Genomic DNA, 15836 nt, shown 5'->3' with positions numbered 1-15836 from the left:
GGGGCCCGGAGCCGCCTGGCCCGGGCCCCGTGCCCCCGCCCCAGCCCACCGACGACAGCCCACGCCACCGGCCGGGCCCCGGCCCACGCCCACGGGCCCCCAGTCTCAGATGAGGCCCAGCGCGAACACGCAGCTTACGCCGCCCGCCAGCATGAACACCGGCATCAGTACCTTGAGCTCCACCCAGCTGCCCGCCCGGAAGCGCATGAACTTGGGCGGGCCCACATGGCGCCAGTGCTTACGGCCGAGCGGTATCGGCCAGAAGATCGGGCAGCCCGAGACCGTGATGGCGTCGCCGATGTCGTGGATCAGGGCGCCCAGGACGATGGGCAGGCCGAGCCACATGTAGTTCTGGCCGGGGTCGGTGAAGAGCCAGTCCGAGCCATTGCCCGGCTCCGCCAGGATCTGGGCCAGGATCCACGCACCTGCGGCGCCCAGCAGCCACACCAGCACGGTGCTGCTGGACGGCCGTGAGGCCCGCCAGAGCAGCCCCTCGATGGCGAGCACCATATGGACGAAGAGAATGCCGAGGACCGCCCAGCGACCGCCGTAGATCGCCAGGGCTGAGGCTCCGGCGCCGAGCAGGACCGCCCATACGCCGGTGTGTGTGAGGGTGCGGTGGCCGCCGCCCTTGCGAGGGTCGCCCTTGCCCCGCGTCGCCCTGTACACGACGGCCGCCAGCGCGTCCACGAGCGCGCACAGCCCGTGGGACAGCGGGCCGAACGCGTTGGATATCGTCGCGGCCTTGTGATCGAGGTCGGGGGCCAGCGCCGCCCCGGCGCTGATCAGCGCTCCGACGACGAGGACCGGCCACGGCATCGGATGTCCGTACGCGGTCGCTGCCGCCCCCACCCCCAGCCAGGCTGCTGCTCCTGACAGCGAGTGTGCCGGTCCCATCATGGTGCGTTCCGCCCCGTTTTCCGTTGTACCGAAGCCCAGTTGAGGGCCGTCCGAGAGGGAAGCGTATCGCTCGTGATCTTCACTCGGGCAGCCGGTTCCCCCTTGAGAGGGGAAGGCAGGCAAGATGGAGGCGTGACCCTTATCGATCAGCTCCCCACGACCGCCGATCCCGACGCTCTCTTCGAGGCTTTCTCGTCGTGGGCGGAGGGTCAGGGCATCACGCTCTATCCGGCTCAGGAGGAGGCGCTGATCGAGGTGGTGTCCGGGGCCAACGTCATCCTCTCCACCCCCACCGGCTCCGGAAAGAGCCTGGTGGCGGCAGGTGCGCACTTCACCGCGCTGGCCCACGACAAGGTCACCTTCTACACCGCGCCGATCAAGGCCCTGGTCTCGGAGAAGTTCTTCGACCTGTGCAAGCTCTTCGGCACCGAGAACGTCGGGATGCTCACCGGCGACGCGTCGGTGAACGCGGACGCCCCGGTCATCTGCTGCACCGCGGAGGTGCTGGCCTCGATCGCGCTGCGCGACGGCAAGTACGCCGACATCGGCCAGGTCGTGATGGACGAGTTCCACTTCTACGCGGAGCCCGAGCGGGGCTGGGCCTGGCAGATCCCGATCCTGGAACTGCCGCAGGCGCAGTTCATCCTGATGTCCGCGACCCTCGGAGACGTCTCCCGGTTCGAGGAGGACCTGACCCGGCGCACCGGCCTGCCGACCTCGGTGGTCCGCTCGGCGAGCCGCCCGGTCCCGCTCTCGTACGAGTACCGGCGTACCCCGATCACCGAGACGCTCACCGAGCTGCTCGACACCAAGCAGGCGCCCGTCTACATCGTGCACTTCACCCAGGCAGCGGCGGTCGAACGCGCGCAGTCGCTGATGAGCATCAACATGTGCAGCCGGGAGGAGAAGGACCGGATCGCGGATCTCATCGGCAACTTCCGCTTCACCACCAAGTTCGGCCAGAACCTCTCGCGTTATGTGCGCCACGGCATCGGTGTCCACCACGCGGGCATGCTCCCCAAGTACCGCCGGCTGGTCGAGAAGCTGGCGCAGGCGGGCCTGTTGAAGGTCATCTGCGGTACGGACACCCTGGGCGTCGGCGTCAACGTGCCCATCCGCACCGTGCTGTTCACGGCGCTGACGAAGTACGACGGGACCCGGGTCCGCACCCTCCGCGCCCGGGAGTTCCACCAGATCGCGGGCCGCGCGGGCCGGGCCGGGTTCGACACGGCGGGCTTCGTCGTCGCGCAGGCCCCCGAGCACGTCGTCGAGAACGAGAAGGCGCTCGCCAAGGCGGGCGACGACCCGAAGAAGCGCCGCAAGGTGGTCCGCAAGAAGGCGCCTGAGGGCTTCATCGCCTGGAGCGACACCACCTTCGAGAAGCTGATCGCAGCCGACCCCGAGCCGCTGACCTCGCGTTTCCGGGTCAGCCACACCATGCTGCTCTCGGTGATCGCCCGGCCGGGCAACGCCTTCAAGGCGATGCGCCACCTCCTGGAGGACAACCACGAGCCGCGCAAGGCGCAGCTGCGGCACATCCGCCGCGCCATCGCGATCTACCGCTCGCTGCTGGACGGCGGTGTGGTGGAGCAGCTGGACACGCCGGACGCCGAGGGCCGCATCATCCGGCTCACCGTCGACCTCCAGCAGGACTTCGCGCTCAACCAGCCGCTGTCGACCTTCGCGCTCGCCGCGTTCGACCTGCTGGACGCCGAGTCCCCGTCGTACGCCCTGGACATGGTCTCGGTGGTCGAGTCGACGCTGGACGACCCCCGGCAGATCCTCGCCGCCCAGCAGAACAAGGCGCGCGGTGAGGCGATCGGCCAGATGAAGGCCGACGGGATGGAGTACGAGGAGCGCATGGAGCGGCTCCAGGAGGTCACGTACCCCAAGCCGCTCGAAGAGCTGCTCGTGCACGCGTACAACGTCTACCGCACGAGCCACCCGTGGGTCGGTGACCACCCGGTGTCGCCGAAGTCGGTCATCCGCGACATGTACGAACGGGCCATGACGTTCACCGAGTTCACGTCGCACTACGAGCTCGCCAGGACCGAGGGCATCGTGCTGCGCTACCTCGCGGGCGCGTACAAGGCGCTCGACCACACCATCCCGGACGATCTGAAGTCCGAGGACCTCCAGGACCTCATCGCCTGGCTGGGCGAGCTGGTCCGCCAGGTGGACTCCAGCCTGCTCGACGAGTGGGAGCAGCTGGCCAACCCCGAGGTGGAGACCGCGGAGCAGGCGGCCGAGCGGGCCGACCAGGTCAAGCCGGTCACCGCCAACTCGCGGGCCTTCCGGGTGCTCGTACGCAACGCCATGTTCCGCCGGGTGGAGCTGGCGGCGCTGGACAATGTGGCCGCTCTCGGCGAGCTGGACGGCGACGCGGGATGGGACGAGGACGCCTGGGGCGAGGCGATGGACGCCTACTGGGACGAGTACGACGACCTGGGCACGGGCCCGGACGCGCGCGGCCCCAAGCTGCTGATCATCGATGCGGACGAGGAGAACACCGCGCACGGGCTGTGGCGCGTGCGGCAGATCTTCGCCGATCCGAACGGCGACCACGACTGGGGCATCAGCGCGGAGGTGGATCTCGCGGCCTCCGACGAGGAGGGCCGCGCGGTCGTCCGTGTCACCGCCGTCGGCCAGCTGTGAGCCGGACGGCCACCGTGACCTGGCACGCCGCTGCGACCCGGCATTCCGCCGTGCGCCGGCCTGCCGCTGTGACCTGGGAGGACACCGTATGACCAACCCCACCGAGAAGCTGATCGACCTGCTGGACCTGGAGCAGATCGAGGTCGACATCTTCCGCGGCCGCAGCCCGCACGAGTCCCTGCAACGGGTCTTCGGCGGGCAGGTCGCCGGACAGGCCCTGGTGGCGGCGGGCCGTACCACCGACGGGGAGCGGCCTGTGCACTCGCTGCACGCCTACTTCCTGCGTCCGGGCAGGCCGGGGGTGCCGATCGTCTACCAGGTGGAGCGGGTCAGGGACGGCCGGTCCTTCACCACCCGGCGGGTGACCGCGGTCCAGCAGGGCCGCACCATCTTCAATCTGACGGCGTCCTTCCACCGGCCGGAGGAGGGCAGCTTCGAGCACCAGGTGCGGCCGGCGCGTGACATCCCGGACCCGGAGTCGCTGCCCACGGTCTCCGACGAGATCCGTGAGCATCTGGGCAAGCTGCCCGAGGCGCTGGAGCGGATGGCCCGCAGGCAGCCGTTCGAGATCCGTTACGTGGACCGGCTGCGCTGGACCCCCGACGAGATCAAGGGCGCCGATCCGCACAGCGCGGTGTGGATGCGCGCGGTCGGGCCGCTCGGCGACGACCAGCTGATCCACACCTGTGCGCTCACCTACGCCAGTGACATGACGCTGCTGGACGCGGTCCGTATCCCGGTCGAGCCGCTGTGGGGGCCGCGCGGTTTCGACATGGCGTCGCTCGACCACGCCATGTGGTTCCACCGCCCGTTCCGTACGGACGAGTGGTTCCTCTACGACCAGGAGTCGCCCATCGCGACGGGTGGGCGGGGGCTGGCCCGCGGCCAGATCTTCGACCGCGCGGGGAACCTGCTGGTCTCGGTCGTCCAGGAGGGGCTGTTCCGCAGGCTCGGGGAGTGATCCGGGGCGGCCGGGGCCGCGGGACCGGGCGGGTCCGGCAGTCGGGCTAAGCCACGGAGCGACCCTGTCCGATTTCTCATACCGTGTGATCATGTCACAAGCGATGTGGTGTTCTGTCAGGATCCGTGCGGCCGTGGCGGTTTCCCTGCCCGCACTGGTACTCGCCTCTCTCTCACCGGTGGCCCGGGCCGACAGCAGGCCGGGGCCCGAACCGGCCGCCGACAGCGGGCAGTCCGCGCTGTACCGCTCCGGCGTCCAGGTCGCCGCGGGAGCCCCCAAGCCCCCCGCGGCGACCGCCCTTTCGTGGATGGTCACCGATGTACGGACCGGCCGGGTGCTGGCGGCCAGGGACGCGCACCGGCCACTGCCGCCGGCCAGCACGCTCAAGACGCTTTTCGCGCTGACCGTGCTGCCGAAGTTCCCGCCGCAGGAGGTGCACAAGGCCGCGCTGACCGACCTCACCGGACTGCAGCCGGGCAGCAGCCTGGTCGGGATGAAGGAAGGCACCCGGTACACGGTCGCCGATCTGTGGCGCGGTGTGTTCCTGGCGTCGGGCAATGACGCGGTGCACACCCTGGCCATGATGAACGGCGGTGTACCGGCGACCATCAAGGACATGCAGGCGGCCGCCCGCCGGCTCGGCGCGCACGACACGGTCGTCAAGTCCGCCGACGGATACGACACCCCGGGGCAGCACTCATCCGCGTACGACCTGTCCCTGTTCGCCCGTGCGGGTCTGGCCAATGCGGAGTTCAAAAAGTTCGCGTCGACCAGGACGGCGGAGTTCCCCGCCTCGGGCGGACCCGACGCGTTCGGCATCCAGAACACCAACAGGCTGCTGGTGGGCTCGCACGGTGTCGCGCAGTACCCGGGCCTGCTCGGGGTGAAGAACGGATACACCACCGAAGCGGGCAACACCCTGGTGACCGCGGCCCAGCGGAACGGGCGCACCCTCCTGGTGACCGTCATGAACCCGCAGTCGGGGCAGCCGAACGACGCCTACACCGAGACCCGGTCCCTGCTGGACTGGGGGTTCTCCACCTCGCCCAAGGCAACGCCGGTGAGCGTGCTGCCCGGTGTCCGCCCTGCGCTCCCCTCGGCCCCGGCGGCCACCCCGGCGCCCGCCGTGCACACACCGCCGGTAGCGGCTTCGCAGACCTCGCGCATCACGGTGTCCGGGTGGACGGCGTTCGTCTTCGCCGGCGCGGTGGCCGCCGCCGCTCTGGCCGGCGCGCTGCTGATCGCACGGCGCCGGGCCCGTAAGCAGGGCGGTCCCGCCTGAGCCGCCGGGCGGCAGCGGGCCGCGGGGGGTGTCGGCCGGATGTCCGCGGGTCTCTGGAACAGTACGTACCACTGACCTACGACAGGAGCTGACGATGAGCCTGTACGACATCCCGCTGCGCACCCTGACCGGCGACGCCACATCCCTGGCCGACTACCGGGGCAAGGCGGTGCTGCTGGTGAACGTGGCGTCCAAGTGCGGTCTCACCCCGCAGTACGCCGGTCTCGAAAAGCTTCAGCAGCAGTACGGGGAGCGCGGCTTCGCCGTCATCGGCGTGCCCTGCAACCAGTTCGCCGGCCAGGAGCCGGGCAGCGCCGATGAGATCCGGACCTTCTGCTCGGCCACCTATGGGGTGACGTTCCCGATGCTGGAGAAGACCGACGTCAACGGTGCTGGGCGGCACCCGCTGTACGCGGAGCTCACCCAGGTGGCGGACGACGCGGGTGAGGCCGGGGACGTCCAGTGGAACTTCGAGAAGTTCCTGATCTCCCCGGCCGGCGAGGTCGTCTCCCGGATCCGTCCGCGTACCGAGCCGGAGGCGCCCGAGGTCGTGGCGGCCATCGAGGCGCAGCTCCCGGCCTGACCCCGCACCCGGTCCCGGATCGGCACACCACCAGAACCGGCACCGGCACCGGCCGGACAGCGCGACAGGCCCGCGGGGGTACGCCCTCCGCGGGCCTGTCGCGCTGCTGGGGGCCGGATCAGCGGATCGGCATGCCCGACAGGGTCCGGGCGATCACCAGGCGCTGGATCTCGCTGGTGCCCTCGAAGATCGTGTAGATGGCGGCGTCACGGTGCATCCGCTCGACCGGGTACTCACGGGTGTAGCCGTTGCCCCCGAGGATCTGGATGGCCTGGGCGGTGACCTTCTTGGCCGTCTCGCTCGCGTACAGCTTCGACATGGAGCCCTCGGCCGCGGTGAACGGCTTGTTGGCGGCCGCCATCCAGGAGGCGCGCCAGACGAGCAGCCGGGCCGCGTCGATCTGTGTCCGCATGTCGGCGAGCTGGAAGGCGACACCCTGGTTGTCGATGATCGGGCGGCCGAACTGGCTGCGGGTCTGCGCGTAGTCCAGGGCGACCTCGTACGCGGCGCGTGCGGTGCCCACCGCCATGGCGCCGACGGCGGGCCGGGATGCCTCGAAGGTGGCCATCGCCGCGTTCTTCACGCGCTCGCCGCCGCCCTGCTTCGCGCGCTCCCTGGCGCGGGCCAGCCGCTCGTCCAGCTTGTCCTTGCCGCCGAGCAGGCAGTGGCCGGGGATCCGGGCGTCCTCCAGGACGACCTCGGCGGTGTGGGAGGCCCGGATGCCGTGCTTCTTGAACTTCTGGCCCTGCGAGAGGCCCGGCGTCCCGGGCGGGACGATGAACGAGGCGTGCCCCTTGGAGCCGGCCTCGGGGTCGACGACGGCGACCACGACATGGACGTTGGCGATGCCGCCGTTGGTCGCCCAGGTCTTGGTGCCGTTGAGCACCCACTCGTCCTTGGCCTCGTCGTACACCGCGCGGGTGCGCATCGCCGCGACGTCGGAGCCCGCGTCGGGCTCGGACGAGCAGAAGGCGGCCACCTTCACGTCGTTCGCGTCGCCGTACATCTGCGGGATCCAGGTACCGATCTGCTCCTCGGTGCCGTTGGCGAGGACGCCGACGGCGGCCAGGCCGGTCCCGACGATCGACAGAGCGATGCCCGCGTCGCCCCAGAAGAGCTCCTCCATGGCCATCGGGATGCCAAGACCGGTCGGGTCGAAGAACTGCTGGGCGTAGAAGTCGAGCGAGTAGATGCCGACCTTGGCCGCCTCCTGGATCACCGGCCAGGGCGTCTCCTCACGCTCGTCCCACTCGGCGGCGGCCGGGCGGATGACGTCCGCGGCGAATCCGTGGATCCAGTCGCGGACCTGCTTCTGGTCATCGTTGAGTTCGAGCGTGAACTCGGCCATGTCCCCTCCAGCACTGCGTTCCATCGGCTTGTTACTTGCGGTAACCGCAGTCTGTTACTGGCAAGTAGCAGCTGTCAACCTCCGAGGTCGCTCCCGACGCGGGCCCCCGGCCAGGTGTTACGTTTCCGCGGGGGCCGGATCGGGTCGGCCGAGGCCGGATCGAGGCGGGGGCCGGAACAATCGGCGGACGCGGCACAGGTCCGCTTCACAGAGCCAGGATCGCAGGGCGGGGAAGAGGTATCCATGGGGACCACACAGGCCACACAGGTCTCACAGCAGCGCACGGCGCACAGCCGCCGCCGGGAACTGCTGGAGGCCGCAGACCGGGTCGTCCTGCGGGACGGCCCGAAGGCGTCCATGAACGCCATCGCAGCCGAGGCGGGGATCACCAAGCCCATCCTCTACCGGCACTTCGGCGACAAGGGCGGCCTCTACCGGGCGCTCGCCAAGCGCCACACGGACGCGCTGCTGAGCGCGCTGCGGGCCGCGCTGGACGCTCCGGCCGGGCGCCGGGAGCGCGTCGAGGCCACGCTGGACACCTATCTCGCGGCGATCGAGGCCAGGCCGCAGGTCTACCGCTTCCTGATGCATCCGGCCGACGAGGGCCAGCAGCCCGAGCAGACCTTCGACGTGGGCCTGCACTCGGCGCCGCTGCTGCGCAGGCTCGGCGAGGAACTGGCCAAGGTGATCGCCGAACGCGTCGACCTCGGGCCGGACAGCGAACAGCTGGCACGGGTCTGGGGCCATGGGATCGTCGGGATGATGCACGCGGCGGGCGACTGGTGGCTGGGGGAACGCCCGTGCTCCCGGGCGCAGTTGGTCAGCAGCCTCGCCGATCTCCTCTGGGGCAGGCTCTCGATGGCCGCCGACCGCGCGGGTGGACCGGGCTTCTGAACACCTGACTGGCCCGGACCGGACTTTACGGAAACGGTCTAAGGGCTGTCCCGCGATTCCTGGTGGATCAGCGCGCGGCGTCGGATGCGGTGCATCGCAAGGCGGAGGGACGTCCGCATACTGGATGTATGTGGACGTTCCGACAACGCGGCGAGGTGCCGTAGCTGTCGTCGCGCGCCCGCCGGGAATTGCGGGACAGCCCTTAGCTTGAGCTTTAACCTCAGACCGGCTTGCCCGCCCCGTCTCCGCGGTATCCGCCGCCGATCCCGCCCGCCTCAGGGCGGACGCCAAGAGAGCGGAGGCGTGGTCGCGATGGAGCGGGGAGCCGGTCGAAGGTCAGGACCCAAGCCGGGAGTCGTCAGACGAAGAACGCGTTCATCCCGGGCACGTCGGAGAGATAGGTCTCGATACTCGCGATCTTTCCGTCGCGGAGCCGGCAGACCGTGGCCAGGTATTCGTCCAGCACGGCGTCCTCCCGGTTCGCCGTGTTGTGCAGGGAGAGCGCCAGGTTCTCCCTGCTGACCAGGAGATGCAGCAGCTCGAAGTCGAGGCCGTACGAGGCGATCAGCTGAGCGCGCTCCACCACCGCGTCGGCGCCCTCGGCTGTGCCGGAGATGGTGTTGTCGCCGGGCAGGGTCCAGGTGGCGTCGTCGTGCAGCAGGGCCCGGATGCCGTCCCAGTCGCCCGAGACAAGGGCCTGGTGGAAGGTGCGCCCGAGGGCGAGGGGGGCTTCGTTGTTGGACATGGCATTCCCTTCACAACACTAAAGCGGCGATCTCCGCTTTAGTGTGACCGTAAGCCCCCTGCCCGCTAAGGCACAACTCTTTGCTTTAAGGTGGAGGGGTGAACGCTGACGCATCGACGAAACGGCCCGGCGGCCGCAGCACCCACGTCCGTGCTGCCGTGCACAGCGCCGCGGTCGCGCTGGTGGGCGAGTTCGGCGCCGACCAGGTGACCCTCCCCGCCGTGGCCCAGCGCGCGGGGGTCAACTCCAGCACCCTCTACCGGCGCTGGGGTACGCTCGCCGCACTCCTGGCCGACGTCGCCAAGCACCGCAGCGACGCTGGCGCGCCCCCGCTCGTCGGCGACCTGCGCACCGACCTGGAGAACCAGGCGCTCTGGACACTGACGGAGCTCTCCCGGCCCGGTGGCATCGCGTTCTTTCGCGCCGAGGTCGCGCCCGACGTCGACGAGCGCCACGACGGGCTACGTGAATGCCTGCGCAGGGTCAGCGAGCGCTTCCGCCCTGTCCTCGACGCGGCGCGGGAGCGCGGCGACGCGCCCCCGTCCCTGGAGCAGGTTCTGGATCGGATCGTTGCGCCGCTCTACTTCCGGGTGGTCTTCTCGATCCCCGGTACGGATGAGGCGTACGTCCGCGACCTTGTCGCGGAGCTGCCCGGGAAGCTTCAACCTGAGTTGTGAACTTCGCTCGGCTCCTCGCTCCAGCGGAACCCGCCCGGAGCCGCACACACCTCGGGCCCGGGAAGAAGAGGTTACGGAACACCTGCAGGACAGCCCCATGGTCACATGCCGTTTCAGGACCTCTCGTCATCTGCCTGATCCGGACGGAACCGGCGGCGGATACCGCGGAGACGGGGCGGGCAAGCCGGCCTGAGGTTAAAACTCAAGTTAGGGGATCAGTCCGGCCTTGCGGGCGGCCCGCAGCGCCTTCCCGCGGCGCCGGCCGGACAGCCGGTCCGTGTACATCAGGCCGTCGAGGTGGTCGCACTCGTGCTGGAGGCAGCGCGCGAAGAATCCGGTGCCGCTGACCGTGACCGGGTCGCCGGTCACGGTGAAGCCCTCCACGACCGTGTGGTCGAAGCGCGGCGTGCCGGCCTCGATACCGGGCAGCGAGAGGCAGCCCTCGGCGCCGCGCACGGAGACACCGTCCGCCCGCACCAGCCGGGGGTTGACCAGATGGCCGAGATGGCGCACGTCCTCGTCGTCCGGGCAGTCGTAGACGAACACCCGCAGTGCGACGCCGATCTGATTCGCCGCGAGGCCGACACCCCGTGCCGCGTACATCGTCGCGAACATGTCCTCGACGAGCCGGGCGAGCGACGCGTCGAAGTCCGCCACGGCCTCGCAGGGCGCGTGCAGCACGGGATCGCCGTACGGGCTCATCGTGCGGACGGCTCCGGAACTGCCGGGGATCGGACGGTTTCGCATGGCGGCAAGCGTACGTTCCCGCCGGAACGGCGCCGCCCCGGTGGTGCCGAGGTCGGGCGCACGGCCGGATCTCGATAGGCTGAGCCCCGCGCCGACGCAAGGAGGATCTAGGACGATGGACGGCAACACGGAGCCGCTGTCGCCGCGGGCCAAGCTGGCCGTGACGGCAGGCAAGGCCGCGGCAGCGGTATCGCGCGCCGCGGGGCGCGGCAGCGGATCGGTGATCGGCGGGAAGGTCGCGCTGCGGCTCGACCCCGACCTGCTCGGGCGCCTCGCCCAGCATCTGGACGTGATCCTGGTCTCGGCGACGAACGGCAAGACGACCACGACCCGGCTCATCGCCGAGGCGCTGCGGGCCGCGGGCCCGGTCGTGTCGAACGCCCTGGGCGCCAATATGCCGGCGGGCATCACCTCCGCGCTGGCCGGCGGTTCCGACGCGCGCTTCGGCGTGATCGAGGTCGACGAGAAGTACCTGGCCGGGGTCGCACGCGACACGACACCCAAGGCGATCGCCCTGCTGAACCTCTCCCGCGACCAGCTGGACCGGGCGGGCGAGACCCGCATGCTGGCCGAGCGGTGGCGCGAGGGACTGGCCGGGACGAAGGCCGTCGTCATCGCCAACGCCGACGACCCGCTGGTCGTGTGGGCGGCCTCGTCCTCCCCCACCGTGGTCTGGGTCGCGGCCGGCCAGGAGTGGAAGGACGACGCCTGGTCGTGCCCGTCCTGCGGCGGTGTGCTGCAGTGGCCGAACGACGAGTGGTTCTGCGCGGACTGCGGTTTCCGCCGCCCGGCGCCCAGTTGGGCGCTCTCCGGTGACTACGTCCTCGATCCGCACGGGTCGGCCTGGCCGATCCATCTCCAGCTGCCGGGCCGGGCGAACAAGGCGAACGCGACCACGTCCGCCGCCGTCGCTGCGACCTTCGGGGTGCCGCCGCAGGTGGCCCTGGAGCGGATGTACGGGGTCCAGGCGGTCGCCGGGCGCTACGACGTGGTGTCGTTCCTCAACCGCGAGGTGCGGCTGCTGCTCGCCAAGAACCCGGCGGGCTGGCTGGAGACGTTCTCGCTGATCGATCCGCCGCCCACGCCGGTGATTCTCGCCGTCAACGCCCGCGGCGCCGACGGCACGGACACCTCCTGGCTCTGGGACGTCGACTACACCCGGCTGGCGGGCCACCCGATCTTCGTCATCGGCGACCGCAAGCTGGACCTCGCGGTACGGCTCGAAGTGGCCGGTCTGCAGTTCCAGGTCTGCGAGACCGTGGACGAGGCGGTCCAGTACGCGCCGCCCGGCCGGATCGAACTGATCGCCAACTACACCGCGTTCCAGGACGTGCGCCGCCGCGTCGGCAACTGACCGCAGAGGAAACGATGATGAGCGACAACAGCCTGCGCCTGGTGTGGGTCTACCCGGACCTGCTGAGCACCTACGGCGACCAGGGCAACGCCCTGGTGGTGGAGCGCCGGGCCCGCCAGCGCGGCCTCGACGTGACCCGTATCGACGTACGCAGCGACCAGCCGGTGCCGACCTCCGGCGACATCTATCTGATCGGCGGCGGCGAGGACCGCCCGCAGCGGCTGGCCTCCGAGCGGCTGCGCAGGGACGGCGGTCTCAGCAGGGCGGCCTCCAACGGCGCGATCATCTTCTCGGTCTGCGCCGGTTACCAGATCCTCGGCCACGAGTTCATCAACGACCTCGGCGAGCGCGAACCGGGTCTGGGGCTCCTCGACGTGATCTCGACCCGCGGCGAGGGCGACCGCTGTGTGGGCGACGTGTACGGCGACATCGACCAGCGGCTCGGCCTGCCGCCGCTGACCGGCTTCGAGAACCACCAGGGCATCACCCACCTCGGGCCGACCGCCCGCCCGTTCGCCCGGGTCCAGCTCGGCCGGGGCAACGGGACGGGCGACGGCACCGAGGGCGCGTACAACGACACGGTCTTCGGTACGTACATGCACGGCCCGGTGCTGGCCCGTAACCCGCAGATCGCCGATCTGCTGCTCAAGCTGGCCCTGGACGTCAACGCGCTGCCTCCGACCGACGACCGCTGGTACGAGGCGCTGCGGACCGAGCGGATCGCCGCGGCAACACAGCCCGCATGAGGCCCGATACGTACATCTGAGCGGCGTCCAGCAGGCGGACGCCCGCTACGTCCAGGCCGCCCTCCGCCGGTAGGGTGACGGGATCCAGCCCGGACGACGTGGTCCGGTCACAAGCCCACGTTGCAAAGGTAAGTCGGGCAATGCGAATTGGTGTCCTCACCTCCGGCGGCGACTGCCCCGGCCTGAACGCCGTCATCCGCTCGGTCGTGCACCGCGCCGTCGTCGACCACGGCGACGAGGTCATCGGCTTCCACGACGGGTGGAAGGGCCTGCTCGAGTGCGACTACCGCAAGCTCGACCTCGACGCGGTGGGCGGCATCCTGGCTCGCGGCGGTACGATCCTCGGCTCGTCGCGGGTCCAGCCGGCGCATCTGCGCGACGGCGTGGAGCGCGCCCGCGGCCATGTCGCCGATCTGGGGCTCGACGCGATCATCCCGATCGGCGGCGAGGGCACGCTCAAGGCGGCGCACCTCCTCTCCGAGGCGGGGCTGCCGATCGTGGGCGTGCCGAAGACCATCGACAACGACATCGCGTCGACCGATGTCACCTTCGGTTTCGACACGGCCGTCGGGGTCGCGACCGACGCGCTCGACCGGCTGAAGACCACCGCCGAATCGCACCAGCGGGTACTGATCGTCGAGGTCATGGGCCGCCACACCGGGTGGATCGCGCTGCACTCGGGCATGGCGGCCGGCGCGCACGCCATCGTCGTGCCGGAGCGGCCCTTCGACATCGGTGAGCTGACCGAGCTGGTCGGCCGGCGTTTCTCGGCGGGCAAGAAGTTCGCGATCGTGGTCGTCGCCGAGGGCGCCAAGCCGCGCGAGGGCTCGATGAGCTTCGATGTGGGCGCCAAGGACATGTACGGCCATGAGCGGTTCGCCGGTGTCGCCAGGCAGCTCTCCATCGAACTGGAGGAGCGCCTCGGCAAGGAGGCCCGTCCGGTGATACTCGGTCATGTGCAGCGCGGCGGCACGCCCACCGCGTACGACCGTGTGCTTGCCACCCGGTTCGGCTGGCACGCGGTGGAGGCCGCGCACCGCGGCGCGTTCGGCATGCTGACCGCACTGCACGGCACGGAGATCACCATGGTGCCGCTCGCCCAGGCCGTGGAGACTCTCAAGACCGTGCCCCCGGAGCGGTACGCCGAAGCCGAGTGCGTGCTCTGAACTTCCCCATTCGCCCGATACAGTACGAACTGCCCCCGGCCGCAGCTGCGGCCGGGGGCAGTTCTACGCTGGTGCGGACATCGGGCACGAATCAGGAGTGAGCGGATGGACCACAGCGGGCACGGCATGCCCATGGGCGGCATGACCATGGATCTGCCGCCGTTCACGCTGGGACGGGGGCTGGGCTTCTCCGCGGACCCCTTCTTCCTGATCGGCTGTCTGGCGGGGCTCGCCCTGTACGGCTGGGGCGTGGTGCGGCTGCGCAGGCGCGGTGACAGCTGGCCGGTCCACCGGATCGCGCTCTTCGTCATCGGTGTGCTGACCGTCGGTCTGACGATGTGCACCAAGCTCAACGACTACGGCATGGTCATGTTCAGCGTGCACATGGTGCAGCACATGATCATCAGCATGCTCTCCCCCATCCTCCTGCTGCTGGGCGCTCCGGTGACGCTGGCCCTGCGCGCGCTGCCGGTCGCGGGCCGGGGGAACCGCAAGGGACCACGGGAGCTGCTGCTGATGCTGCTCCAGAGCCGCTACATGCGGATCATCACGCACCCGGCGTTCACCATCCCGCTGTTCATCGCCAGCCTCTACGGTCTGTACTTCACGCCGCTCTTCGACTTCCTGATGGGTTCGATGACCGGGCACATCGTGATGATGGTGCACTTCCTCTTCGTGGGTCTGGTCTTCTTCTGGCCGATCATGGGCGTCGACCCGGGACCGCACAGGCCCGGTTATGTCCAGCGGATGCTGGAGCTCTTCGCGGGCATGCCCTTCCACGCCTTCTTCGGTATCGCCCTGATGATGGCGACGGAACCGATGGTGCATGTGTACAAGAACCCGCCGGCCTCCCTCGGCATCGACGCCCTCGCCGACCAGGAGGCCGCCGGCGGTATCGCCTGGGCCTTCAGCGAGATCCCCTCGGTGCTGGTGCTGATCGCCCTGGTCTTCCAGTGGTACAGCTCCGAGCAGCGCGTGGCGCGGCGCTCGGACCGGGCCGAGGACCGCAACGGCGACAAGGAGCTGGCCGCCTACAACGCCTACCTGGCGTCACTCCAGGCACGCGGCCAGTAGCGGAGAAGGCACCCGCCGGGCGACGATGGCCCTCCACCCCCCGAGGAGGAGCGGCCCATGACCGGTTCTGTGAAAACGATGGGCGTCATCACCGTGGGAGCGCTGGTCGCGGTGACGGGATACTCGGCGGTGCTCGGCAGCAACGGCTGGCTGTGGTTCGGCTGGGTGGTGCTGGGCCTGGTGACCGTCGGCGTGATCGCGTCGCGCGGCAGTGGCTGACCCGCCCGCGCCGCGGTGACCGGGAGCGGCCGGAAGGACCCGGAAGCGGCCGGGAGCGGTCAGAAGCGGAAGACCGGGCCGGTCGCCGCGTCGAGCGAGCAGGCGTTGGCGAAGGTCCGGTCCCAGTGGGTGGGGCGCCCGCCCCACGTTCCGGCGACCGTGACCGTGACCGGATCGGACTGCCGGGTGCAGGCCCTGGGCCGGCCGTCGAGGCGGTCGAAGCTGCCGCCGGCCCTGTCGAGTGCCCGGCAGGCGTCCGTGGCGTCCGGGTGCGAGCCGTCGCTCCGCTCGGGCGCGCAGCGCAGCAGCACGCTGCGGTTCCGGTCGGGGTGCGAGGGCGACGCGACGGTGAGGACGAGTCCGGCCGGGCGGATGGGCGGCGCCCCGGCCCCTTGCGCGGGGGCTCCGGCCGCCTGTGCGGGCGCGGCCGCGGCGAAGGCGAGCAGGGCCGCCGCGGTGGACATCGTACGGGGGCACATCCGGGC

Annotated in this window: 16 protein-coding genes; 11 read left to right on the top strand and 5 right to left on the bottom strand. The window is 70.4% G+C overall.

Features of this window, described 5'->3' with window-relative positions:
* Positions 1-105: 105 nt before the first annotated feature.
* Complete coding sequence (locus tag OG510_RS33885; RefSeq protein ID WP_406141840.1) at positions 106-900, bottom strand: metal-dependent hydrolase; 795 nt, start codon at positions 898-900, stop codon at positions 106-108.
* A gap of 132 nt (positions 901-1032) precedes the next feature.
* Between OG510_RS33885 and OG510_RS33880 the strand changes: the two genes are divergently transcribed.
* The 4 genes from OG510_RS33880 to OG510_RS33865 all read left to right on the top strand — a co-directional run bounded on the left by OG510_RS33880 (position 1033) and on the right by OG510_RS33865 (position 6381).
* Complete coding sequence (locus OG510_RS33880) at positions 1033-3555, top strand: DEAD/DEAH box helicase (RefSeq protein ID WP_406141839.1); 2523 nt, start codon at positions 1033-1035, stop codon at positions 3553-3555.
* Between the two features lie 88 nt (positions 3556-3643).
* Entirely contained in the window at positions 3644-4516 is an 873-nt protein-coding gene (locus OG510_RS33875) for an acyl-CoA thioesterase (RefSeq protein WP_406141838.1), read from the top strand.
* Positions 4517-4649: 133 nt separating this feature from the next.
* Positions 4650-5798 carry a D-alanyl-D-alanine carboxypeptidase family protein gene (locus OG510_RS33870; protein WP_406141837.1) on the top strand — a complete coding sequence of 383 codons (1149 nt, stop codon included), beginning with the start codon at positions 4650-4652 and terminating at the stop codon, positions 5796-5798.
* Between the two features lie 94 nt (positions 5799-5892).
* On the top strand, positions 5893-6381 hold the full coding sequence (locus OG510_RS33865) for a glutathione peroxidase (RefSeq protein ID WP_406141836.1): 489 nt from the start codon (positions 5893-5895) through the stop codon (positions 6379-6381).
* 118 nt (positions 6382-6499) lie between these two features.
* Here the strand turns inward: OG510_RS33865 and OG510_RS33860 are convergent, their stop codons facing one another.
* On the bottom strand, positions 6500-7729 hold the full coding sequence (locus tag OG510_RS33860) for an acyl-CoA dehydrogenase family protein (RefSeq protein WP_406141835.1): 1230 nt from the start codon (positions 7727-7729) through the stop codon (positions 6500-6502).
* A gap of 243 nt (positions 7730-7972) precedes the next feature.
* Here OG510_RS33860 and OG510_RS33855 point away from each other — a divergent pair, with 243 nt between their 5' ends.
* Positions 7973-8623 (top strand): TetR family transcriptional regulator, encoded by a 651-nt coding sequence (locus OG510_RS33855; RefSeq protein ID WP_164265140.1) that lies wholly within the window; start codon positions 7973-7975, stop codon positions 8621-8623.
* A gap of 358 nt (positions 8624-8981) precedes the next feature.
* Here the strand turns inward: OG510_RS33855 and OG510_RS33850 are convergent, their stop codons facing one another.
* Entirely contained in the window at positions 8982-9368 is a 387-nt protein-coding gene (locus tag OG510_RS33850; RefSeq protein ID WP_406141834.1) for a nuclear transport factor 2 family protein, read from the bottom strand.
* Between the two features lie 98 nt (positions 9369-9466).
* On the opposite strand from OG510_RS33850, the gene OG510_RS33845 reads away from it, so the two are divergent.
* Positions 9467-10045: a TetR/AcrR family transcriptional regulator gene (locus OG510_RS33845; RefSeq protein ID WP_406141833.1), complete on the top strand. Its 579-nt coding sequence runs from the start codon at positions 9467-9469 to the stop codon at positions 10043-10045.
* A gap of 207 nt (positions 10046-10252) precedes the next feature.
* Here the strand turns inward: OG510_RS33845 and def are convergent, their stop codons facing one another.
* Positions 10253-10792: a peptide deformylase gene (def, locus tag OG510_RS33840; protein WP_406141832.1), complete on the bottom strand. Its 540-nt coding sequence runs from the start codon at positions 10790-10792 to the stop codon at positions 10253-10255.
* Between the two features lie 115 nt (positions 10793-10907).
* Between def and OG510_RS33835 the strand changes: the two genes are divergently transcribed.
* From OG510_RS33835 to OG510_RS33815, 5 genes are all read left to right on the top strand, one after another.
* Positions 10908-12146: a MurT ligase domain-containing protein gene (locus tag OG510_RS33835; RefSeq protein WP_266859407.1), complete on the top strand. Its 1239-nt coding sequence runs from the start codon at positions 10908-10910 to the stop codon at positions 12144-12146.
* Positions 12147-12163: 17 nt separating this feature from the next.
* Positions 12164-12892, top strand: coding sequence for a type 1 glutamine amidotransferase (locus tag OG510_RS33830; protein WP_164265137.1), 729 nt, complete (start codon positions 12164-12166; stop codon positions 12890-12892).
* A gap of 140 nt (positions 12893-13032) precedes the next feature.
* A complete protein-coding gene (locus OG510_RS33825) occupies positions 13033-14058 on the top strand; it encodes a 6-phosphofructokinase (protein WP_164265136.1) in 1026 nt (341 codons plus the stop codon).
* Positions 14059-14163: 105 nt separating this feature from the next.
* Positions 14164-15132, top strand: a complete 969-nt coding sequence (locus tag OG510_RS33820; RefSeq protein WP_406141831.1) for a cytochrome c oxidase assembly protein — start codon at positions 14164-14166, stop codon at positions 15130-15132.
* Positions 15133-15189: 57 nt separating this feature from the next.
* On the top strand, positions 15190-15351 hold the full coding sequence (locus OG510_RS33815) for a hypothetical protein (RefSeq protein ID WP_406141830.1): 162 nt from the start codon (positions 15190-15192) through the stop codon (positions 15349-15351).
* Between the two features lie 59 nt (positions 15352-15410).
* On the opposite strand, the gene OG510_RS33810 is transcribed toward OG510_RS33815, so the two are convergent.
* Positions 15411-15830, bottom strand: a complete 420-nt coding sequence (locus OG510_RS33810) for an SSI family serine proteinase inhibitor (protein ID WP_406141829.1) — start codon at positions 15828-15830, stop codon at positions 15411-15413.
* Between the last annotated feature and the right edge of the window lie 6 nt (positions 15831-15836).

The sequence above is a fragment of the Streptomyces sp. NBC_01089 genome (assembly GCF_045162975.1).
GTDB lineage: Bacteria > Actinomycetota > Actinomycetes > Streptomycetales > Streptomycetaceae > Streptomyces.
Note: the sequence above shows the minus strand (reverse complement) of the source record. Positions and strands in the feature narration are given on the sequence as shown.